Annotated in this window: 22 protein-coding genes and 1 riboswitch; of the genes, 1 reads left to right on the top strand and 21 read right to left on the bottom strand. The window is 39.9% G+C overall.

Translation table 11 applies throughout. From position 1 onward, the window contains the following. Positions 1-24: 24 nt before the first annotated feature. The 17 genes from J2S05_RS12115 to J2S05_RS12035 form a co-directional block, all read right to left on the bottom strand. On the bottom strand, positions 25-588 hold the full coding sequence (locus J2S05_RS12115; RefSeq protein ID WP_306983136.1) for a TetR/AcrR family transcriptional regulator: 564 nt from the start codon (positions 586-588) through the stop codon (positions 25-27). Further along, positions 585-1,295, bottom strand: coding sequence for an MBL fold metallo-hydrolase (locus tag J2S05_RS12110; protein WP_306983134.1), 711 nt, complete (start codon positions 1,293-1,295; stop codon positions 585-587). The genes J2S05_RS12115 and J2S05_RS12110 overlap by 4 nt, the downstream gene beginning before the upstream one ends. Positions 1,296-1,571: 276 nt before the next feature. Next, positions 1,572-2,027, bottom strand: a complete 456-nt coding sequence (locus J2S05_RS12105; protein ID WP_306983133.1) for a MepB family protein — start codon at positions 2,025-2,027, stop codon at positions 1,572-1,574. 145 nt (positions 2,028-2,172) lie between these two features. Continuing rightward, positions 2,173-3,024: an aldo/keto reductase gene (locus tag J2S05_RS12100; protein WP_306983131.1), complete on the bottom strand. Its 852-nt coding sequence runs from the start codon at positions 3,022-3,024 to the stop codon at positions 2,173-2,175. Between the two features lie 59 nt (positions 3,025-3,083). Continuing rightward, positions 3,084-4,622 (bottom strand): sensor histidine kinase, encoded by a 1,539-nt coding sequence (locus J2S05_RS12095; RefSeq protein WP_306983130.1) that lies wholly within the window; start codon positions 4,620-4,622, stop codon positions 3,084-3,086. Next, positions 4,619-5,326, bottom strand: coding sequence for a response regulator transcription factor (locus J2S05_RS12090; RefSeq protein WP_306983128.1), 708 nt, complete (start codon positions 5,324-5,326; stop codon positions 4,619-4,621). Before J2S05_RS12090 ends, J2S05_RS12095 begins: the two co-directional genes overlap by 4 nt. Before the next feature lie 684 nt (positions 5,327-6,010). Continuing rightward, positions 6,011-6,970 (bottom strand): carbohydrate kinase family protein, encoded by a 960-nt coding sequence (locus J2S05_RS12085; RefSeq protein WP_306983127.1) that lies wholly within the window; start codon positions 6,968-6,970, stop codon positions 6,011-6,013. Positions 6,971-7,037: 67 nt separating this feature from the next. Continuing rightward, a complete protein-coding gene (locus J2S05_RS12080; RefSeq protein WP_306983125.1) occupies positions 7,038-8,027 on the bottom strand; it encodes a Gfo/Idh/MocA family protein in 990 nt (329 codons plus the stop codon). Between the two features lie 51 nt (positions 8,028-8,078). Continuing rightward, the gene (locus J2S05_RS12075; RefSeq protein ID WP_306983124.1) at positions 8,079-8,660 is read right to left on the bottom strand and encodes a GNAT family N-acetyltransferase; all 582 of its coding nucleotides are present in this window, start codon (positions 8,658-8,660) and stop codon (positions 8,079-8,081) included. A 93-nt stretch (positions 8,661-8,753) separates the two neighbouring features. Continuing rightward, entirely contained in the window at positions 8,754-9,395 is a 642-nt protein-coding gene (locus J2S05_RS12070; RefSeq protein ID WP_306983122.1) for a YesL family protein, read from the bottom strand. Positions 9,396-9,410: 15 nt separating this feature from the next. Next, the gene (locus J2S05_RS12065) at positions 9,411-11,738 is read right to left on the bottom strand and encodes a glycosyl hydrolase (protein ID WP_306983120.1); all 2,328 of its coding nucleotides are present in this window, start codon (positions 11,736-11,738) and stop codon (positions 9,411-9,413) included. 26 nt (positions 11,739-11,764) lie between these two features. Then, the gene (locus tag J2S05_RS12060; protein WP_306983118.1) at positions 11,765-14,071 is read right to left on the bottom strand and encodes a helix-turn-helix domain-containing protein; all 2,307 of its coding nucleotides are present in this window, start codon (positions 14,069-14,071) and stop codon (positions 11,765-11,767) included. Positions 14,072-14,183: 112 nt separating this feature from the next. Next, positions 14,184-15,059: a carbohydrate ABC transporter permease gene (locus J2S05_RS12055; RefSeq protein ID WP_306983116.1), complete on the bottom strand. Its 876-nt coding sequence runs from the start codon at positions 15,057-15,059 to the stop codon at positions 14,184-14,186. A gap of 17 nt (positions 15,060-15,076) precedes the next feature. Next, the gene (locus J2S05_RS12050) at positions 15,077-16,036 is read right to left on the bottom strand and encodes an ABC transporter permease (RefSeq protein WP_306983114.1); all 960 of its coding nucleotides are present in this window, start codon (positions 16,034-16,036) and stop codon (positions 15,077-15,079) included. Between the two features lie 80 nt (positions 16,037-16,116). Beyond that, positions 16,117-17,634, bottom strand: coding sequence for an extracellular solute-binding protein (locus J2S05_RS12045; RefSeq protein ID WP_306983112.1), 1,518 nt, complete (start codon positions 17,632-17,634; stop codon positions 16,117-16,119). Between the two features lie 207 nt (positions 17,635-17,841). Continuing rightward, positions 17,842-18,093: a DUF3006 domain-containing protein gene (locus J2S05_RS12040; protein WP_306983110.1), complete on the bottom strand. Its 252-nt coding sequence runs from the start codon at positions 18,091-18,093 to the stop codon at positions 17,842-17,844. Between the two features lie 28 nt (positions 18,094-18,121). Continuing rightward, entirely contained in the window at positions 18,122-18,568 is a 447-nt protein-coding gene (locus J2S05_RS12035) for a DUF4385 domain-containing protein (RefSeq protein WP_306983108.1), read from the bottom strand. A 125-nt stretch (positions 18,569-18,693) separates the two neighbouring features. On the opposite strand from J2S05_RS12035, the gene J2S05_RS12030 reads away from it, so the two are divergent. Then, positions 18,694-18,888, top strand: a complete 195-nt coding sequence (locus J2S05_RS12030) for a hypothetical protein (protein WP_306983106.1) — start codon at positions 18,694-18,696, stop codon at positions 18,886-18,888. 49 nt (positions 18,889-18,937) lie between these two features. Here J2S05_RS12030 and J2S05_RS12025 read toward each other — a convergent pair whose 3' ends face one another. The 4 genes from J2S05_RS12025 to J2S05_RS12010 form a co-directional block, all read right to left on the bottom strand. Then, positions 18,938-19,753: an arylamine N-acetyltransferase gene (locus tag J2S05_RS12025; protein WP_306983104.1), complete on the bottom strand. Its 816-nt coding sequence runs from the start codon at positions 19,751-19,753 to the stop codon at positions 18,938-18,940. 144 nt (positions 19,754-19,897) lie between these two features. Next, positions 19,898-20,767 carry a MetQ/NlpA family ABC transporter substrate-binding protein gene (locus tag J2S05_RS12020; protein WP_306983103.1) on the bottom strand — a complete coding sequence of 290 codons (870 nt, stop codon included), beginning with the start codon at positions 20,765-20,767 and terminating at the stop codon, positions 19,898-19,900. Between the two features lie 22 nt (positions 20,768-20,789). Further along, complete coding sequence (locus J2S05_RS12015) at positions 20,790-21,389, bottom strand: methionine ABC transporter permease (RefSeq protein WP_370873643.1); 600 nt, start codon at positions 21,387-21,389, stop codon at positions 20,790-20,792. A 73-nt stretch (positions 21,390-21,462) separates the two neighbouring features. Then, complete coding sequence (locus tag J2S05_RS12010; RefSeq protein ID WP_306983099.1) at positions 21,463-22,491, bottom strand: methionine ABC transporter ATP-binding protein; 1,029 nt, start codon at positions 22,489-22,491, stop codon at positions 21,463-21,465. 162 nt (positions 22,492-22,653) lie between these two features. Continuing rightward, a riboswitch (SAM riboswitch) is annotated at positions 22,654-22,756 on the bottom strand. Positions 22,757-22,780: the final 24 nt, after the last annotated feature.

The raw sequence follows: 22,780 nt of genomic DNA, 5'->3' as shown, positions 1-22,780 counted from the left end.
TTGGTAAGATTTTTTTGACCAACATTATCTCCCTTTTATCCCCTGTAGAAAGGTTTCTATCATGATCTCCTGTGTCTCCCGAAGGTCATGTGGTAGCCCAAACCCTTGAGAAGCATCGAGTGTTACAAAACCATGAAGCATACTGCGGAACATGCGAACTAAATGAATAGAGTGATCCTCTTGTATCCCGTAAGCATAAAAGACACCAAGAACAACCTCGACTACCTTATATTGAGCTTCTTTTAACGTAACGTTCTCATCTGCCGCTGAGCGTGAACCTGCCTCATAAAGCCCTGGATGAGTCTTGGCAAAATCAATATAAGCATGGCTCAATCTTCGAACTGCTTCATCTTTGCTGTAGCCTTCGGTTGCTTGCTGCAGATTTTCATAAAGGGTCTGACAGCCATTTAAGGCAAGTAGGTCATGCAATTCGTCCAAGCCGCGTACATGATTGTAAAGAGATGGTGGCTTAATGTTCAAATCCTTAGCAACGGCTCCAATTGATAGTTCCTTTAATCCTTCACGATCTGCTATCGCAGCTGCCGTATTGACGATTTCTGCAATGGTTAATCCTCTTCTCGGTGTCATACTACGTTCTTCCTTTCTGCTTCTTCTATGGCCTGTTGTAGCAAACTAGCGGGAGAAGTAATCATTTTTCCATGTCCAGCTGCAAGTAATGTTGGATTCATCGCCTTTATTATTTTCGCGCTTTGTAATGCTACTTCTTTACTCCATGTTGCCATTGCTGGAGCTGGGAACAACCATTTTAGTGAACCAGACACAGCAACCCCTCCACGAACTTGAAAGGCATCGCCAACGATGATTGAGTTTGTTCTTGTATCAATAAGACTAATTGAACCAGGTGTATGTCCGGGTGTTTCCAAAACTTTTAGGGAGCCAATTACGTCGCCATCCTGCAGGGTACGATCCGGTTTCGTTTGAATCGTTTTTGGAACCCCTCCACGAATAGGTGTATCTGGCTCACCTTTTAGAAGTCTTTTATCACCAGTTAACAAGATTGCATCTCTCGTCGAAATACTTACTGTCACATTTGGTAACTTTTCTTTAAGAGCATCTAGAGAACCAATATGATCACTATGAGCATGCGTCAGGACAATCTGTTTAATTGGCTTTCCAATGTCCTCCGCCACTTTCATGATTTTTTTATAGCTTGAAGGTAGAGCCGCATCAATAAGTGTCAGACTATCTAACTCCTCCACAAGATAACAATTCACCGGGAAAACCGTTGGCATAAAAGCCAGTTGATACACATGATTCATCTTGGTCACTTTCATAAAATCTCCCCCTTCTTCACAAAAACTAATTCGATTAGTTTTATAATAACTAATCGAATTAGTTTAAGCAAGCTTTTTCTTTTATGAAGAGGGGTTATTTACATGTAAAGCACTCTTAAGATAAATCTTCAACCCTTCGACTAACCCACTTACATCCGCCATTTCTCTATCTAGGTTCCTGTGAAGAATAATACCATCTGTCAAAATCTCATTTCTGTATGGACTGAAAAAGGGATAGAAATCAACTGATTTCTATCCCACATTAGTATCCACATATTAAAAATATAATTTCTTTAGCTTTTCACCATCTAAACCATCTGTTAAATCAATAAAAAAATCCTCTTGCCATGTTTGAGTCTTCCTAGCATTTGTATTCAATCCTGTTACCCAGCTTGGATAAACTCTCATGGCCATTTTTCCTTTTTGCTCTGAACTTTTTAATACCCCAAACGTAAGGAGTACGTCTTTCGGAAAAATAAATTGCCCTCTTAACGTTTGATCTATAATGGTGATCATTACTTTTTCAGGTGTTTGCTCGTAGCTAAACGCTTGATTAACTCCATCAGCATTTTTCTCCCAAAACGCAACAAAATATCCTTTCTTCTTAGGTGTTAACTTAGCAAGTCTACTTCTATATGTACGATTATTTATTTTTAAAATTAAGCCTTCATATTCATTATTTTGAACTTCTTGTTTTTGATCAAAATCCTCTACTATTCCAATCTCGTTCATTAGTTCTCTGATTAGCTGTTCAGATTTTACGTTAGATCCTCACCTTTCATTGTGCTTAGCAACTCCATCCACTATAACACCTTCGTTCTTGTATAAAATTGAATCAAAAAAACTCAAATCTCTATTAGGAGATTTGAGCCTGTTTTTAAATAATATCAAGAGGTCGTTTGGATGTTGGTGGAGAGAAAGCTGCATCAAGCTTTATAAGGACTTCCTGACTTAATTCAATGGTAAGGGCTTCTGCATTTTGACGGACATGCTGTTCTTGTACAGCTTTTGGGATTGAAAGAACATCACCTGATCGTATCGTCCAAGCGAGTGCCAACTGTAGCGGTGTTACTCCATAATCTGCAGCCACTTCCTTAAGTACGTTATTCTCAAGTAGTTGTTCCCGCTCTCTGCCACCATGAGCGATTGGGCTATAGGCCGTGATAGGAACTCGCTTCTCCTTCTGCCAAGGCATCAAATCAAACTCAATACCGCGCGAGCCTAAATGATACAGAACCTGATTCGTTTGAGCATTCTGACCATCAGGTATGCTCCAAAGCTCATCCATATCAGATGTATCAAAATTAGAAATACCCCACCGTTTAATTTTGCCTTCTGTCTTCAACTTTTCCATTCCTTCAACTGTTTCAGAAAGAGGCACACCACCTCGCCAATGAAGGAGATAGAGGTCGAGCGTATCCGTACCTAAACGTTTTAAGCTATTCTCACACGATTCAATAATTGCTGGGTATCCAGCATGATGTGGATAGACCTTAGACACGAGAAATGCTTCGTCACGGCGGCCTTTTATCGCTTCCCCCACAAGTTGTTCTGACAGTCCCTCTCCATACATTTCAGCTGTATCAATCACTTTTAGACCAAGATCTAGACCTAGCTGTAGGGCGCGAATCTCATCCTGCCTTCTACTGTTGTCTTCTCCCATTAACCACGTACCTTGCCCGATACTTGGAAGCTCGGTACCATCTTTTAATTTGACATACTTACTCACTGAGCATTCCTCCTTTGCTTAAAGTATTCCCTTTATACCGCAAAGAGAAAACCCCAATCTTAAGTAGATAGGGGTCCTTTTAAATTGTTTATTTGAATCGTTACTTTAAACAAATCACCATCAATATCCAGCTTAAGTGTACCACCATGTAACTCGGCAATTGATTGAGCAATAGCTAGACCTAAACCAGATCCATCTGTATGACGAGCTTCATCCGCCCGTTTAAAACGCTCAAACAACTCATCTGGATTCTCACTTAACTCATAACGAGACATGTTTTTAATGACCACTGTAACCTTACCTGCGTGCCTGCTCGCTGTTAAATAAACACGTGTACCTGGTTGCGCATACTTGGCTGCATTAAGAAGTAAGTTATCAAGCATCCTCCAGAATTTTTGACCATCCACATAAACCAGTAATTCCTCCTCTGGCAAACTTAATCGTAAGTCTAATTGTTCTTGATCAAAAGCTTCTTGATGCTCCACAATAGCTTGCTGAATTAACTGTTTCAGCTCAATATTGTTCTTCTTTAATTCAATTTGTCCACTCGCCATTTTTGACACATCAAACAAATCATCAATGAGTGTTTTTAATCGCTCCGATTTTCGCGCTAACACATCCACATACGATTGACGTTCCTCAGATGGAAGATCAGGATTTTTAAGCAAATCCGTGTACGTAATAATGGATGTTAAAGGTGTTCTCAAATCGTGGCTAACATTTGTAATTAGCTCTGTTTTCAACCGCTCACTTTTTGCCTGCTCCGTAACAGAATGAGAAATCCCTTCACGAAGCTTATTAATGTGCGTTGCGTGCGTTGCGATAAACGAATGCCCTTTTACAAGAACCGGCGTTCCTAGGCTTCCTTTGGTTACCTGTTCCGTTTGATTGATTACACGATTTAAGTAGCCGAGTTTTAGGAAGAAAATGAGTAAGGTGGGGATGCCGATGAATAGGACACATGGAATATAGAGTAGAGCTACGCTCCCATCAGATATTAATAACAAAGTAGTGCCAAAACCCCACATAAATAGGATAAAAAGCACGAGAATTAATTTTATCGCCAAAGACACATTCGTAAATGCATCACGCAGAGAATGACATGTTTTAAGAACCACACCATCCTTTAGCCCTTTTATTAAATAGGTACTATCCTTAATTTCAAAGTAGAGCCAGACAACCTGGTGGAGCGCAAGCCAGATGGAGAAGATGTATAATGAAGCCGATATTATAAACCAAATATCGATGTATAAGAAAAAATAATAACTTCCAAACCCAGAAATCAGGAAGAAAGTTAGAATGAAAAAACTGTTTATGCCTAGCAGGATAAACCTTACATCTAGAGGAATCGACGCATAATCCTTTTGTAAAGACCCTCCCTTAAACCATTCCATGTTAAATTTATAGACCGTGCCTAATAAAACACTTGCAATAATGCCCACAGAAACGATCACAAAGATAGCGATCATTCTGAAATCATCAACAGAATTCATCACTTCATACGCATCACCAATAGTATTTAGAAGTAGAAATACACCAATTATCGCAATACCTAACAGAAAACTCCAGCTCATCGTTTTCCCAAAGTGTTTTCTCATACCCTGCCCTCCTCCTTCTCGATTAAGTATCCGACACCCCATACAACTTTTATGTAACGAGGTTTTTTAGGGTCCAACTCGATCTTTTCTCTAATCTTTCGAATATGTACAGCGACGATATTCTCTGAGTTATAGGCAGGCTCTTTCCACACTCGTTCATAGATTTCATGAATGGAGAAGACCCGACCGAGATGCAGCATCAAAAGCTCTGTTATCCGATATTCTATCGGAGTTAGCTTAATCGTCACTCCGTCTAGTTGCACACACTTTGCCTCTTGATCAAGAATAAGACCATCAACTTGAATCATAGACTCTCTTTTTTCATAGGTACCAAGCTGTGTATAGCGTCTCATTTGTGACTTCACTTGTGCCATTAACTCCATTGGATGAAAGGGTTTAGTAATGTAATCGTCCGCGCCAATAGAGAGTCCGTGAATTTTATCCGTTTCCTCAGACTTTGCACTTAACATAATGATGGGTATGTTGCGCTCTTGCCGTATTTTAAACGTTGCCTCAATCCCATCCATCTCCGGCATCATAATGTCCAATATCATTAGATGAACCTCATTCTTTTCAAGCAAATGAAGAGCGTCCCGCCCGTTCTCTGCTTGCAGCACGGAGTATCCATCATTTTTCAAATAAATATCAATTCCATCTCGAATGTCCTGATCATCATCTACCACCATAACTGTATATGCTGCCATATCCCAGACCTCCATCTAACTTGTTCTATTGGTTATATTGTACATCTCAGATCTGAAGTTTCCACTAGTTAAAAACTGAAGAAATTCTTAAGAATGGGAGGGATTGGTGGAGTGGAGTGATTTTGAGGTATTTTTGCGCGCTTATTCAGGTTATTTCGGAATCTCAGGGTTTTCGCGCCTCTTCTCTTCATTTTTGCGCATTCTCAGGATTTTTGCGCATCTCTTCTTCATTTTCGCGCACTTCTTAGGTTTTCCGCGCCTCTTCCCTTCGTTTTCGCGCATTATCAGGGTTTTCGCGCACTTCCCTTCTTTTTTCGCGCATTCACAAGATTTTCGCGCATCTCTTCTTCATTTTTGCGCACTTCTCAAGTTTTCCGCGCATCTCTTCTTCATTTTTGCGTACTTCTCAAGTTTTCCGCGCCTCTTCCCTTCGTTTTTGCGCATTCTCGTGATTTTCGCGCCTCTTCCCTTCATTTTTGAGCATTCTCAAGATTTTTGCGCATCTCTTCTTCATTTTCGCGCACTTCTTAGGATTTCCGCGCCTCTTCCCTTCGTTTTCGCGCATTATCAGGGTTTTCGCGCACTTCCCCTCTTTTTTCGCGCATTTTCAAGATTTCCGCGCCTCTCCCCTCCACACAAACAAAAAAGAGGCGCCCACGGGCAGCCTCTTTCATCAGCTTTCTATTATCCTCTTTTTTCTAAAAATGCTTGTACTTCTTCTCTTGTTGGAAGTGCGGTCATTGCACCTTTTTTTGATGCTGCTAGTGAACCTGATACTGATGCAAACGCTCCGATCTGCTGTAAGAGTTCGGGCGTAAGGGAATCGAGGGGTTCTTGCAGGTCATGCAGCTGTGCAAGGACTCCAGATACAAACGCATCTCCTGCACCGGTTGTATCAACTGCATCGACTTTATAAGCTGGTACATTCACTTTATGAGTGTTTGTATAGAATGAGCTTCCTTTATCACCTTTTGTGACAATTAATAGAGGGATTTCGTACTCTTTAAGCTTTAAAACAGCGGCTGTTTCATCCGTCTCATCTGTTAAAAATTCTAGCTCTTCCTCTGATAGCTTCACAATATCACTTGTTAATAGGATCGCTTTGATTTGTTCAAGCGCTGACAGCTCATCTGGCCAAATTGTTAGACGAAGATTTGGGTCAAAGGATACTAACATTCCATTCTCCTTCGCCAGATGAATGGCTTTATGCGTGGCTGTACGGCTCATTTTGTGAATCGTTGAGATCGATCCGATATGTAGTATTTTTGCTTGTTGAAATAGTGCCTCTTCAAGGTGATCTGTAGACAGGAGTTGATCCGCACTATGGTCAATCAGGAATTCAAATCTGCGCTCTCCTTTTTCTGCAAGTTCAACAAAAACGAGTGGCGTTTTGGCTAGAGCTGTTTGTGTTAACCCTTGAATATTGACTCCGTAATCAGCTAATGTTTCTCGCAAAAAATCCCCAATTAAATCCTTACCGACAGATCCGATAAAATAACTGTCTAAACCGAGACGACTAAGTCCTACTGCAACATTTGCAGGAGCACCGCCCGGACTTTTTTGGTAATGCGTGTTTTCGGCGTTTAATGGGATCATATCGACTAAGACTTCTCCTAAAGAAATAATTCCTCGCTTCGTTTGCATATGCATGGCCCCCTAGCCTCAATCATTCTATTCTTAACTATAGCATGAACAGAGCTAGATTAAGAGTTTAGAGCCGAATGCGCTCTCCTGTATTCGAGGATTCTATCGCAGCCCAGGTCAGTTGAAGGCTTTTGATATTATCTTCAATCGATGTTGGTGGAATCATGTCTTCGCTAATTGATTGAATAAATGCATCTAATGATATCATTCGATCAGAGGCTGGCGTTTTAATTAATGGGATTTCTTCCGGCGTATCCTGCTCCCCTTGGTAGACAAACACTCGATCATCTAAACATTCAATTGCTCCTTTATCTCCGACTAAACGAATGTCCCCATTCCATGTTGTTTTTTTCCCTTTACCAGCCCATCTGCCACGATAGTGAACCTGTGTCCCTTTCCTAAAGGTAATTGCAGCATCAGCATGCGGATTTCCTTTAAACCAACTCCATGAAGGTCTGAAGCTGGTTGCCTGAATAGTCGACGCCTCATCATTTAATAGGTAACGAAGAATATCAAAGTGATGAATGGCCATATCCTGAAGAAGGATTTCTTCATATTGATCTCTCCAGCCACCGAAGTGAGTGGCTTTATTAAAATAGTAGTCAGCGTATTCAATTGTGCCTATGCTGTTCGCTGCAATTAACTGTTTAATGGTTTGAATTTGCCGGTTCCAACGATAGTTCTGACTAACCATTACCTTCTGAGAGAATTGTTTAGAAAAAGCCAAAAGCTCATTCGCTTCTTCGGCTGTGTCTGTTAACGGTTTTTCCATCATCACATGTAATCCAGCTTCTAAAGATTGTTCAGCGAGCTGCTTATGAGTTGTTGGAGGGGTCACAATCAAAACAAAATCTGCTTCGACCCCCTTCAATGCATCTTGTAATGAAGTAAAAAGCTGATCAGATTCCAAACTAGTGATTTCCTTCACTTTTTGTAGACTTTCCTCCTGCTGATCAACAACAGCCACAAGCTCTACATTCTGATTCTCCATTAACAGGTCTAACCAAGACAATCCGAAACCACCAATTCCTATTTGAATTGCTCTTAACGTTGGCATGAGTCTTCCCCTCTCGTTCTATGTAAAACCCTATCTAGACAAACGATAGAGTTACTTTCTATGGATATGTGTTTGATTTAACATGGCATATACGCACGTATCTCGATAGGTTCGTCCATCTGTGGATACACTGTTTTGTTTTAAAACAGCCTCTAATTCATAACCTAACTTCTCTGGGATCGCACGGCTTTGTTTATTCTCAGGATCGCAATGAATTTCAAGGCGATGAACCCCTAATTCTTGAAATGCAAAGCTTGTAATCCCAGCAACGGCCTCCGTCATATATCCTTTTCCACTATGACGTGTATCCATCCAATACCCGATTTCCATTCGTGGAACAGACCAATTAATATTATGAAGTCCCGAAGAACCTACAAATTCCCCGGTTTGTTTATCAAATAAATGCAGTCGTAAATCTTTTTTTCGCTTAAATTGGTCATGAGCATAACGAATCCCACTCTCTGTCTGCTCAAGTGTTGTTTGATAATGGGCCCAGTGAATCCATGGTAACATTTCGTTTAGTGAAGCTTGCTGTGCTTCAAACACAGCCTTACCATCCCCAGGCATAGGTAGCCTTATAAAAAGTCTCTCGGTCACAAATGATTGCGGAACATTTGGCATCATTGAGAGCATCTTCACACCCCGTTTCACATCTATATATCAAGTATAAGTGTGCTGGGCAGGTCCTATACTACTTAGCGAAAATGTTGTGTATTGATATTCAAATTATGCACCAGCAGCAACCATTCGCGCTTGTTTATCTTCTAAACGCGCAAAGCTTCTAAGGACAATCCACATTTGAATAAATCCAAATAAGCTAATCCCAAAAAGAAAAATTAAAATGGGGAATAAAAAGAGTATATGATAAACGGTTAGAATGGCTGCTACAAGATAAATTGTTCGAAGCGGCATATATAAACCAATAAAAAAAGACTGCTTAATTGATTCTACTAGCTGCAAATCAAAGTGAACTGTCGCCGGAAAAACATATAACACCGTCAGGATAAGTAGGGCTGATATGATAAATAACGCGTACTTTACTAGAATCATCAACCACACAGGCTCTATGACAAAAAGTGTAATATTCACATATAATATCACCGTCGCAAGCAAAAATGTAAGCGTTAACGCATTTCCGCGAAATAAATAGATTTTGTACTGTTGCCAAAAATTCCTCCAAACAGGTACATCGGTTTCTTTCCTCATCCAGCGTCTTAAAACATCAAACATTGCAAGGGTGCTCGGGCCGAACCCAAAAATCACAAGCCCTGCTAATGTACCAATAAACCAAAGTACGTTCAGCTTAACAAGGAATAAGAAAAATTCACCTATTGCATAGATCCCACCTGTCAAACTATTACTCATCATACCGATCCCCCTCACTCAATCATTTGATAGCACAACAGGACCCATTAAACCAGATCGTCTAGATAAACCATCCATTTCATTTGCTTTACTATTTGTGACTTCAAGAACAATCTTGTTTGTCCCTTCCACTAGAACACTTTCAGGAATGGTTATTTGGTAAGGAGCCCAGAGTTTACTACCAATATGCACATCATTGATCCAAAGCTCTGCTAGCTCAGATACTTCTCCTGCATCAAGCTTTTTCAGCGCCTTACTTTCCCCCTTACTTAAGTAAACATTGGCTTCGTAACGTACAGTCCCAGAAAAGTGGGTCCAATGCTCTTCCCACGTCACCCATGAAGAAAGGGGTTTTTGGCTGAGCTTTTCCCCATCACAGTGCATGCTCCAGTCCGTAACTGGTTTACGTTGTTGTTCAACCGTTTTAGAGTGTATTCTGTTCCCTTCATCTACATGCTCAGCTGGCAACAGAATTACGCTCTCTCTCCTACCCAGATGAAGAATGAAGGACCCATCCCTTTCCATCTGTCTTGCGCATAGTTCTCCTGTCCATGCGTTCCACACGTGTAGGGAAGGTGCATCTGGTATCGTACACGCTCCAGAAAAGGCCGTCTCTCCTTCATTTACAAGGAAGTAGAACGACTGTCCCTGTTTTTTCACATGTGTCACTCTAATCCCCGATTCTGCTGGGTTTAGCTCCATTGTTTTTTCCACTTGATCAAATGTGTGACCCTCAATAATCTGGCCACCCTGTTCCTCAAATTTCTTTAGAAGAGCTCTTGTTTCTTTTTTTAATTGGAGCTCTTTATCTACTAAAACAGTCCTGTACGTTTGTTCGCAAATGGAGAGGGTCCCATTCTTTATTATGGCTTGTTCTAGAAGATCCTCCTCCAGATAATTAAACTCCATTTGTTGCTGATACAAGAACTTTATTGAATTTGAAGGCATCACGTTTTCTGTGCAGAGCACAGCAACCGATGTCTGATTAACCGAATCTGTCATCAGCCAGCTCAGACGTTTCATATACGTTGAAAACTGATTATAAAAAGGCCACCAGCTATTATGCATGCCTACATCAGGCGGACGTTCATGGCTTCTTTCTTTGCCTGATACGGAGTAATAAAATGCATGCGGACAGAATAAATTCACACCTCTTACGGCCAACCAGTCGATATACCATTTCATATCATCAGCGGTTAAGGTCCAATCACCGTCCTTACTGCATACACCTAGAAACTCATTTAAATTACGTCTTCGTCCATAATGCCTTGCTGCATCGGCCCCACATTTGGCAGCTGTGGAGTGCGGACCCTCTATCGCCTTATTCTCTTCAGGACCTACCCATCTCCAAACGACATCCTGTCCAGGTATATGAAAATGCTTTAGCAACCCAATATCAGTACTAGCTGCTGGATGTCCGGTTAACGCCAACGAATGACTCTCGCACCACTCGGCTAGCTTTAAATAATAAACAGTGGACAGTCTTTGATTAACCGCTCTTTCATAGGTGTGACGAATCTGTTCAGTCTGCTCACCTGTATCCAGCCACAGCGCAGAGAGCTGTTCCTCTTTTCCCCCATGCCGCAAAAAGTCCTGTAGAAAACCTTCTGTCCATGGTTTGAGTCCTTCCGATGCATTACGTCCGAGGATATCCGGTTCATCTGTAAAAAAAGCTGTAATTGTTGTTCCCATCCATTTTCCTACGTATTGTTTATACACCTCATGTGTATGGTGGATAAAAGACTCAACAGCTAAAGGATTTAACAAGTCAGCTGATGCAGGTGCTCCGGCTTCCCCATCATCTTCTCCGGCATGTACCCCTCGAATCGTGCCTTTTGATGGTTTTTCAATAAAGGCAAAGATGGCGCGGTCATGGAACCGTCCCTCATTTAGATCATCCAGGCTTAGTAGTTCAACATCATTCTTCAAACTGATCGCTTGAAGTGAAATCAGTCTTTCGTCTGCGCTTAGTGTAAGAGAGGCATTAGGTTCTAAACGGACCATCTGAAGCCCCCTACTTGCGTAAGCAGGCTGATCTTTGACGACTCGGCCATGAGCCGATCCTGATGGATACATTGCTTCATCATATAACATCACGCTCATTGAAAGGCAGCTCGCCTCAGATACAGCTGTTTTAACATAGGCCATAAATTCTTCTGATAAATACTCAATATCGGAGGGAAGCCCTAAGCGTGGATGAATCACAAAGCCTTCTACACCTTTTTCACAGAACGCATGAATTTGCCTTTTAATTTCTGTGTGTGTGAGTCTGTCATTCCAAAACCAAAAAGGTACAGGTGTGTACTCAGTAGATGGGTTAAGGAATTGCTCTCTTAAGGAATGCACCGTTTGTTCCTCCTTCGTTCTTGATATTACCCGTATTTTTTTCGATATTCGCTTGGAGAAAGACTAGCTGATTTTTTAAAGATTCGATTAAAATAACTATGGCGATATCCTACCTGTTCAGCCACTTCATGTATTTTCATCGTTGTTCCACTTAAAAGCTGTTTTGACTTGTCGATTCGTAACTCTGTTAAATAATCGATAAATTTTACGCCCGTCATCTTTTTAAAGCTACGACTTAAAGTATGAGCATTTGTCCCAAACATCTCTGCGCAATGATCTAGCGAAATATCATTCATATACGAAGTCTTAAGATAGTCAATCACCGATTCAATCAATCGTTTTGTTTCTAAATTCACTCGTTCATTTAAGTGAGTCAGATAAGGATCAATGACCTCAACTTCCATCCAGCTTAGCATCCTGACCGGTTCTTTTATCAGACTTAATTCAGCATAAAGATTTCGATTTGCATACACTTCTTCTAAATGAATATCTGAATGCAACATCTCATGTTGAATGCGACTAAACAGCTGGAGCATACCCATCTGGATGTTCTCCCACGTTTTTGCTCCTGCCACCAATTGATTTAGAAATAATTGCAGATGATTTTGAATCTGAAGCTTCTCCCCATTTCGAATGGCCTGAATCACTTCACGCTCAACCTCAAACGGATACATACCATAGCTACGTGTCCCTCTTTGTTGCACTTCTTCTAGAAATAGAACTTGATTTTGATTTTTGAATCGACGCTGGTACTTGCCTTGTCTAGTTTCTTCAAACAAAGTATGAATTCGTTTTACTTGGTCTGTTCGTTCACTAACTGTAATAATTAGTTGCATGTGTAATAAACGATTTATGATGGCTGTCATTTCTTGAATAAAGTCCTTAATAAGAGCTGAATCACTATCTTCTTCAATTAGAAATAAACTAACCGAGAGATCGTAATTATCCAACACACTGTATTGGTGAAAATACTTTTCACACAGTTCTTCTATTACATTTTGAATTGAAAACGTGATTAGACTATCATCACTTGTGATAAAGCTTTGATTTAATTCCTCCGTACCACTTGCCTGAATGTCAATCACTCTGAATCTCTTGTCGTTAACTTTCCATCCGTAGTTTTCCATTCTATTTATTAACTGTTGTTCATTTTGCTGATATAAATAACCTTGACTCATTTGAATTAAGAAACTTTTTTGCAATTGTGGGGTTTCTGAGTTCAACCTAGATTTTAGCCGTTGCCGTTCTTGAAAAAGGTGTGTAAAACCTTCCTCGATAAGACTGAACTCTCCCTTTTGTTTCGTCGAATCGACTTCTTGGTATTCCTCTTGTACTCTCTCAATTAATTGTTCCACCGGTCGATAGATTTTCTTAGATCCAAACCACGTTAACACGAGGGCTAATCCTAACCCTGTTACTGAGATGACCATGATACTTTTTGAAACAAGTTCAATTGGAGCTGTGATGGCAGACAAAGGTGCGGCCGAAACATATGTCCAAGTATCATTCACACGTTTAAATACTCCATAGGAAACTGAATAGCTATCACCATTGTAGGTAAATACAAATGATCCTTCTTGATTATCAAGTTGAACGACTTCATTTTTTAAAGCGCTTACAAAATGAGTCTCTTCTAATGGAACTGCCGGAGGGATGGTCTCATTCTGTCCATTAATTAAGAAGGTTGTACCGTGATCATACGGTTTTAACGTTTGTAAAAGCTGTCCAAACTTCTCTTGATCTAGCGTTACATTTAATGAGCCAAACGGTTCCTGACTCGAACCTGGTATCGCATGACTTAACACTGTCGTCTCCGTACCACCTTCATTTGATCGATCGTCTACTTGTTCCCAGCCAAGCGAATAGCCGCGACTGAGGGATGGTTGATAAATCGAGTAATCGACAGCACTCACTTCGCTGTAAAAGGGACTAAAGAGAAGAGGCTGATTATCTTTATTTAAATAAAGCTCCACTTTTTTGATTAAGGGATGACTTGCTTGAAGTACCCTAAGCATCTGCATCATATCACGAGTTTCCGTCACATCTTTTACAAAGTTACGATCTATTAACTCTGGTCCAAACCGCTTTTCAAACGCCCAATAAGAAAGAGACATTTCCAAATAATCTAATTGGTCATTTATGATCTCAGCTTTTTCAGTTATTTGGCTATCATGTCTCTCTCTTAATCCATTCTTCAGCTCATTGACACCAAACCAGTTGATGCCTATTCCAGAAATGACTCCAGGAATGAAAGCTATAAAGAGGATGAGCAAGAAGTTTTTTCGGAAGTATTCACGACTCCAACCTCTTCTTATCTTTTTGACAAGGCCCACATTTAATTCCCACCCCTCATGCTGTAGCTTAAAGAATTAGATAATTCTATACTATCGCATGAGGGATCAAGAAAGAAGCTTTTTTCACTATTTTTCCAATTAGACGATCCGCTTACCCTTTCACAGATCCTATTAAAATGCCCTTAGCAAAGTGCTTTTGTAGGAACGGATAAAAGAGCAAAATAGGAAGTGTCGCTACTACAATGACAGCTAGCTTTAAGGTTTCTGCTGGCGGCTCAGAGAACATGGTATCCACTTCACCACCAAGTCTTGTATCTGCAACAGTCATAATTTGTTGCAAAAGTAGCTGTACCGGCCACTTGCTGCTGTCACTAATATAAAGTAATGCTTGAAAGAAATCGTTCCAATAGAACACGGCGTAAAACAATGTAAATGTTGCAATCACTGGCTTTGAAAGAGGCAAAATAATTCTCCAGAAGATCCCAATCTCTGAACAACCATCAATTTTGGCTGATTCTTCTAGCTCTAATGGTAACATTTGAAAGAAGTTCTTTACGATAATTAAATAGAACGGATTGATGGCGAGTGGCAGGATTAACGCCCATAATGAATCAAGCAATCCTAATGTTTTTACAACCATATAAGTCGGGACCATTCCCCCGCTAAAGACCATCGTAAAGATAATCATATTCAACAAAAAGTTTCTGCCAATCAAGCCTTTTCTAGAAAGAGGATAGGCCATTGTTAGTGTAAGAAACAAGCTAACAATTGTCCCACCTATAGTCACGAGTACAGATACCCCTATACTGCGTAAAAAAGTTGTTGTTGAGAAGATATATTCATAAGCATTAAGCGAGAAAGTATTTGGCCAGATAAAGAATGATCTAGCTATTACTTCTGATTCCGTCGCAAATGATCCAGCAACAATATAGACAAATGGTAAAAATGTGACTAAACCTATCACTAACAAAATGATATGGTTAAAAACATCAAACACTCGTCCAGCTGGTGTATTGTGAATCTTCATCTATTGTTTCCTCCCTTCTAAAAAATTCCACCTTGGCCAAATCGTTTAGCTAAATGATTGGCTCCAAAGATCAAAACAATTCCTACAACCGCTTTAAATAATCCAACCGCAGTACTATAACTAAAGGCTCCTTGAGTAATCCCCATGAAGTACACATACGTATCAAATACATCGGCAACATCACGATTTAATGAGTTTGTCATTAGATAGATTTGTTGGAACCCTTGATCCAGAAAATTTCCAAGTCTTAGAATCAAAAGGATGACAATTGTGCTACGTAAGGCTGGAAGAGTTACATGCCACATCCGTCTAAATCTACCCGCTCCATCAACAATTGCAGCCTCATACTGCTCTTGGCTTACGCCGGCTAATGCAGCAAGAAATATAACCGTTCCCCATCCACTTTCCTTCCAGATGATTTGTCCAATAATCATCGGTCGGAACCAATCAGGATGAGAAAGAAAGGAAATTTGACTCCCTGTAAAACGTTCGACCAACTCATTCACTATGCCCCCACTTGTTGTTAAAAACACATAGGAGATACTTGCGATAATCACCCACGACATAAAGTGTGGTACATAAACAAGGGTTTGAATGGTCCGTTTGTAGATTGAAAGCCTAATTTCATTCAGCATTAATGCTAATAAAATCGGCGCTGGAAAAAAGAAAATCAAATCATATATAGCGAGTAATAATGTATTCCTCATTAATCTCAAAAAATCAGGATCACTAAAAAATCGCTGAAAATGCTCAAATGCTACCCATTCACTACCCCAAAATCCTAAGAATGGTGAATAATTTTGAAAAGCTAATAACACTCCCCACATAGGAAGAATTTTAAAAATAAGAAAGTATAGCACTCCTGGCATGACAAGGACGTACATCCATTTATCACGTAGCATTTTTTGAAGAGTTGATTGCTTTGTTCTAGTATTTAAAGGTAGTTGTACAGTTGATTCATTTTTTTGTTTTTCCATTGTCCACCTCCATTATTCCACCTGTAAAAAGGTCAAAGAGCACAGAACGACTTTGCGAAGCTGTGCCCTTAGATTTTCTACTATTCCTTAACTGACTGAGCTTCTTTATAAAGTTCATTTATTTCTTTTACGTAATCTTCTCCGCCTGAACTCATCCATGTGTCAATTGCATCTTCAAATCCTGCATCATCAAGCTCACCAATAATGTATTTAATTCGGGCATCCCCAATAATATTATCTAGCTGTTGACCTCTTTGAGCATAGATTTTAGATACAAGTGGATAAGCAGGATCCGGGAGAACTATATCTTCGTTCTCGATCATCACTTCTTGTGATCGAATGGCTAGATCTGTTTGTTCTGGTTTATGGAACTTTTCTTCAGGAAGATACATTTGTATTTGGTTCAAATCTTGAAACTCATTTCTCGATTTTTCATCATCAACGGTAAGATCGTTAAGTTCCCCATTTTCTAATTCATAATGAACGCCTTCTATGCCGTTAATCGTTAAGTTCTGTGCTTCCTCAGAGTTCAAATCATTAAGGAAAGCCAGCACCTCTTTCAACTCTTCTTCTGACTTAACAGAAGTGGTTGAGATAGAGAACACGCTGTGATAGCCTGTGGTGGGCTTAGTCACTAGACCATGATCACCACTTACAGCACCAAATACATCAAGAACATCATCTAATTCAGGGTCTTTATCGACCATTGCTTTATGAAGCCTACCTGCCGTATCGGCTACGTCCACTATTATTCCTACTTCTTCATTAATCATTGGGTTAGTCCATTGAGTTGGATCCATAATGGCAAAGTCTTCGTTAATGAGGCCTTCATCATAAATTTGATTAAACCATTCTAATGCTTCGCGATACTCATCCGTTGTGAAGTCGGGAATTAACTCTCCATTATCATCAAAGCCCCACTTATTTGGTGCACCAAACCACGTCTGCATGATATTCCACGGCTCTTCGTGCTCAGAAATCGCCATACCATACGTATCATTTTCACCATTTCCATCAGGGTCGTCTTCTGTAAACGCTTTCAGAACATCGTAAAAGTCATCGATTGTTTCTGGCATATCCATGCCTACATTCTCTAGCCAGTCTTTCCTGATAACAACTGCATTTCTTCCAAGTGGCCTTGCCCTCGGAATTCCATAAATCCGACCTTCAATTGATACATTTTCTTTTACAATGTCGTTTATCTTTAAGTTTTCATAGTCATCTAGATAATCTGTTAGATCCCAAAATGCTCCGTCCCTTACTGCGCTAATGTAGCTTGGACTTTTATCACCTAACATCACATGTGGCAAGCTTCCAGATGCCAGAGTGACATTAAACCGATCACCATACGTAGTTGAAGGGACAAATAACATATTCATCTTTTTACCGGTTAACTCTTCAAGTTCTTTTATAACAGGGCTATCATTTTGTGGAGGCTCTGGTGTATAACTCATCGTCATAATGTCAATTGTTTCAATGGCAGAACCATCTTCTCCATTATTACCTGAGCTTCCTTCCTCGCTACAGCCAACAAGGAGTAACATCCCTGCACTTAATAAGGACAAGCTTACTTTGGTTTTAGTATTCTTTTTCTTCATATCTCAAACGTCCCCCTCTCATTTTCGCAGCCACTTTCCCCTCTGCCCTTTTAATATAGGTTCTGCTGCATTTCCAGACAATAGCTAATTTTTGTTCTAATAAATCTTACTATGACAGTACTTACAGCTCTTCTTAATACTTTCTTACAACGTAATACTTTTTTGACCCACGACAAAAAAGCCTTCTGTTTTTTTGACAGAAAGCCTTTATTTAGCGCGTCTTTTCATCCTTTTCATCTCTCTTAATTTGTCCATTTTATTACCAATTCGATTAACTGCCTCTGTTGTCGTTTCCTTATCTAACTCCACAGAAATCACTTGTTCGTTTTCTAGGACAACGAACAAATGGTTTCCTTCCTTAACATCATCAGGTAGGGATGTTCGACTCACATGATATTCTTTTTCATCTTTTCCAACCAACAACACCGCATGGTTTTGATCCTCAAAACGATCTATCACAGCCTTCTCCAAACAAACACCTCTGTCCTTATCCGTATTTTTTTTGATGCGCTTTTTTCTTTTCTAGGTATTCTTCATCTTCACGGACAAGAATCCATTTTTCTTCAAAGATTTCGGCAGACTTTGCTTTGGTCTCATCAATATCTCGTTCATTTAGTTCGCCATCTTTGTTGTATTTTTTGCCTCCTGGGTAGTTGGCATAGCGTCTTGCACGTGTATACCCCATTTGTAAAAATTTACGAGCCATATCCATGCCAACAAAATCATCCTGCTTTTTATACTCACAGAATTGCTGGTAAATTGCGTCGGATGATTCCTGTGCAATATCTGGCGTTTTAAATCGCCAATTAGGGAGAATCTCACCCTTATACGGCTCAATCATCAAAACTCCTTGTTCGCCGCGCCCGACTTTATATTTGTGTGGCTCTTTGCGAAAATCTGTATTCTCAAAATCAATCGTATCATAGTAGCTCATCGTACTCACCTCTCTTAGTAAAGTACCCTACTATTTAAGAACCCACACTTCATTTGTAGAGCTGGTAAACAAGCGTATGTTGTTTTATAGTATGAGAAGAAGCATAAACAAAGAGGTGACACACCATGAGTATGACAATCATCCGATCCATTCGTATTGCAATGAACCTGGTACTTCTTGTACTAGCCATTCTACAAATTACAGGTGTAATTAACATTTCTCCAACCTTGTTAATTGTCCTTGCAACCATTGTACTTGTTAGTATCTTTTTAACGAGATGGAAAGAAACTAAGGATGAACACGAGAGAAACAAGAAGTAAACCACGAACCGGATCAAAGCTGCGTGCTTGATTCGGTTTTTTTTAGTGGTTAAGCTTTCTCAAACACATCAATTCCTAGCCTTTCTAACTCTTCTACTGCCTCCCGAACAGGCAGTTTACCTAATCTAAATTCCGTTTCAAGCACTTGTTTAATGTCATACACAGTTGATAATGTAACATTCGTGTCCCCTCCATCTGGATATCTTATTGTAAACAGATTATTTAGAAGCGATAAAGACCTCCCTTGATCCGTTTGCCATAATTGGCACCGAAGAATTTTCATAAATGGCGTTCCTGGTTGAATGGACTTTTCATAAATTGGTTTGAAATGTTCCAATTCAATTTCTTCATTCATCGTGAACGTCCATTGCATATCCCGATTCTGACCGTTCACCCATCGAATGTATTCAAATTGATTCCCCGATTTGGTGATTTCCATTTTCTCCTTTCCAAAACGTCTCTCCGTATTGGCTTCTAAATCTAAATTTATTGGTTCAAATATGGGGGCAGTGGAGCCTACGTCTACATAATATGCTTGATGATCTAGTTGAACGATGATAGCAAGATGAGTTTGACCAAGCTTAACAAGAGAACAATCAAATCCAAGCTCAGTTAGTAGCTGCATGAACGTTGAATTTAGCGTGAAACACGTTCCTCCGAACTGATAGTTCAAGTAGTTCTCTATAAAATGTTCTGCAGAAGGAATCCATCGTTCACCCTTTTGAATAGAATATAATTTGCTTATATTTTCAAATGCAAAGGTGTGTAAGTGTGCCTTACAGAGGTCCTGTAGATAGTGAAATGTTGGTGGTTTGATCTCTATATTCATAATTTGTGTATACTTCATCATCGTCTTTTTCTTCATAAGACCACTCCTTTCTTTTTAATTTACTATAGTAACTCCATTTTTCAACGATTCATTTGGTTGATTATGTCTACATCTTTTGAATGAGGTTCTGACATAAAAAAAAGATGCCTGCGCACAGACACCTTTTCCTCCACCTATTTATTAACGTGGATATTCATTTAATTCATCTAACGTGATATACGTTGGGATTGTGGCTCCTTGGTATTCATCAATAATAAATTCTTTTACTTCATCTGTCTGATAGATCTCCACGATACGTTGTAGCGCTGGATCATCTGCATTATCTGTACGTGCAGCGATGATGTTAATGTATGGTGTTGCTGTCTCATCTTCACGTGCAAGTGGATCATCTGTTGGGTTTAGTCCTGCATCAACAGCAATTCCGTTGTTGATTACTGCCGCATCCACATCCTGCATTAATCGTGGTGCATTAGCAGGAACAACTTCCGTTAGTGTAAGGTTCTTTGGATTGTCCTTAATTTGATCCAACCCACTTGTCACGCCAAAGTCATCCTCAAGCTCAATTAATCCAGCTTCTTGTAAAAGCATTAGATTACGCGCTTGGTTTGTAACTTCATTTGCTATTAAAATTTCAGCTCCATCAGGAATCTCCTCAACAGAGTCATATTTATCAGAATAGACACCTAGTGGCGCAAGTATTGTAGTTCCAATAGCTTCCAAATCTAGATTATTCTCTTCTCTGAAGTTGTCAAAGTATGAGACAGTTTGGAACGCATTTGCGTCTAGATCTCCATCAGCCAATGCTTGGTTGGGTTGTACATAATCATTAAAGCTAACAATATCGATGTTAATGCCTTCTTCTTCAGCAATACCAGAAATAAAGTCCCACTGGCGTGAATCCGTACCTGAGATCCCGATTTTTATATCAACCGGATTATCTTTGCTATATCCCTCTGTATCTCCGCTTGCGTTATCATCATTTCCTTGTCCGCATGCTGTTAATGCTAGCACACCTAGTCCTGCTACGATTAGTTTGAATGATTGTTTCATAAACTCTCTCCACCTTTTCTTTTTATCTTCTTCTAGAATTTCTTGCGAGTATATTACCCAGCGACTGCAAACCTTGAACCATAACAATTAGCAGCACGACTGTAATCACCATAGTGGCATCGTCAAAACGTTGGTAGCCGTAAGTGATAGCTACATTTCCAATCCCACCAGCTCCGATAGCTCCAGCCATAGCGGTAGCCCCCACCAAACCAATGGTGGCTGTTGTAATGCTTAGAATTAATGACCCCTTGGCTTCTGGTAGTAAAAAGCGAAAGATGATCTGGGCTTTTGAAGCCCCCATGGAATCAGCGGCTTCAATGATTCCAGGATCTACTTCTAGGAGTGAATTTTCGATTAATCGAGCAATATATGGTGCAGCATATACGACAAGAGGTACTACTGCTGCCTCCATGCCTACAGCACTTCCGACGATCCATCTTGTAAATGGAATGATAGCAACCATCAAAATGATAAATGGAATGGATCGTAGAATATTAATGATTGGATTCAACAGATTAAAGACCCAAGCACACTCCAGAATATGTCCCTTACGTGTTACAACAAGCACAACCCCAAGCAAAATACCCAGGATGGCTGAAAAGACTAAAGATAGAAATACCATATATAACGTTTCATATAGGGAGGTAAGAAGTATATCCGTTGAAATATTTGGCCTAATCGACTCTGGCAGACGTTCAAGCATCAAGCTTCACCTCCGATACCAATAGATCTTTTTCTTTCATAAAACGAAAGGCAGATTCAAGCGATGCTGGATCTCCTTGTACCTCAACAGTTAAGCTACCAAACGGAGTATCTTGAATCTCTGTTATATTTCCAAATAGAACGTTAACATCTACATCAAATCTCCTGACTAGCTCAGACAAAAGAGGTTTTCCTGATGACTCTCCAATAAACTCAATTTTGTAGATTCTCGTTTTTTCTGAGCCTCTTTCAAGAATTCTCCTTACACTGGCAGGTATTTGATCCTTAAAAACAGAACGAACAAAATTCTTTGTTGTCTGGTGCTGTGGTTTGGAAAAAATATCGAGTACCGTTCCCTCTTCAATAATTCTTCCTTCCTCCATTACCGCAACCCGATCACAGATTTCCCGAATGACACCCATCTCATGTGTAATAATCAAAATCGTTACGTTAAATTCTTTATTCACACGTTTGAGAAGCTGCAAAATCGAACTAGTTGTTTCAGGATCTAGTGCAGATGTGGCCTCATCGCAAAGGAGTACAGCGGGATTTGATGCCAAAGCTCGGGCAATACCAATTCTTTGCTTCTGACCACCAGAAAGTTGTTCTGGATAACTGGATGCTTTATCAGACAACCCTACAAATTCAAGCAGTTCCTGCACACGTTCTTTTAATTTTGCATTTGGTGTTCGCACAAGGCGAAGCGGTACAGCTACATTTTCAAACACCGTTTTGGATTGCAGTAGGTTAAAATGCTGAAAGATCATGCCAATATTTCGCTTTGCTTTTTGTAGTTGTCCACCCTTTAATGATGTTAAGGTTTGTCCGTTTACAATGACTTCCCCTTCTGTTGGACGCTCCAAGAGATTCACACTACGAATTAATGTACTTTTTCCAGCGCCACTAAATCCGATTACACCTGAAATTTGCCCTTCATCAACAAAAAGGTTTACCTGATCAAGAGCTTTAACTTCTCGTTCGTTTGTTTTAAATAGTTTGCTTACATTTTTAAATTCAATCAACGGACTCCCTACCTTTCACTTCATTTAAAACTAAACTTATACCTTTACTTGGTTTTATTCCCAATTAGTGACCCCTGTCCTTTTATAAGAACGAAATAAAATAAGAAAACCCCCTTATTCAATATGAATAAGAGGGTTGAAATGGTTTAGTAAGTCATTCAGCTCTTATCATCCAGGATCTTCTCCTGCAGGAATTAGCACCTTCCGCCATGGCGGGGTTGCTGAAGCGTCATCAGGCCAGTCCCTCTGCTCCTCTTAATAAGAATATTAGGTTGTGTTCAAACAATAA

This window comes from Alkalicoccobacillus murimartini (genome assembly GCF_030813245.1).
GTDB lineage: Bacteria > Bacillota > Bacilli > Bacillales > Bacillaceae_D > Alkalicoccobacillus > Alkalicoccobacillus murimartini.
The sequence above is the reverse complement of the archived record's forward strand: the minus strand, read 5'-3'. Positions and strand labels throughout refer to the sequence as shown.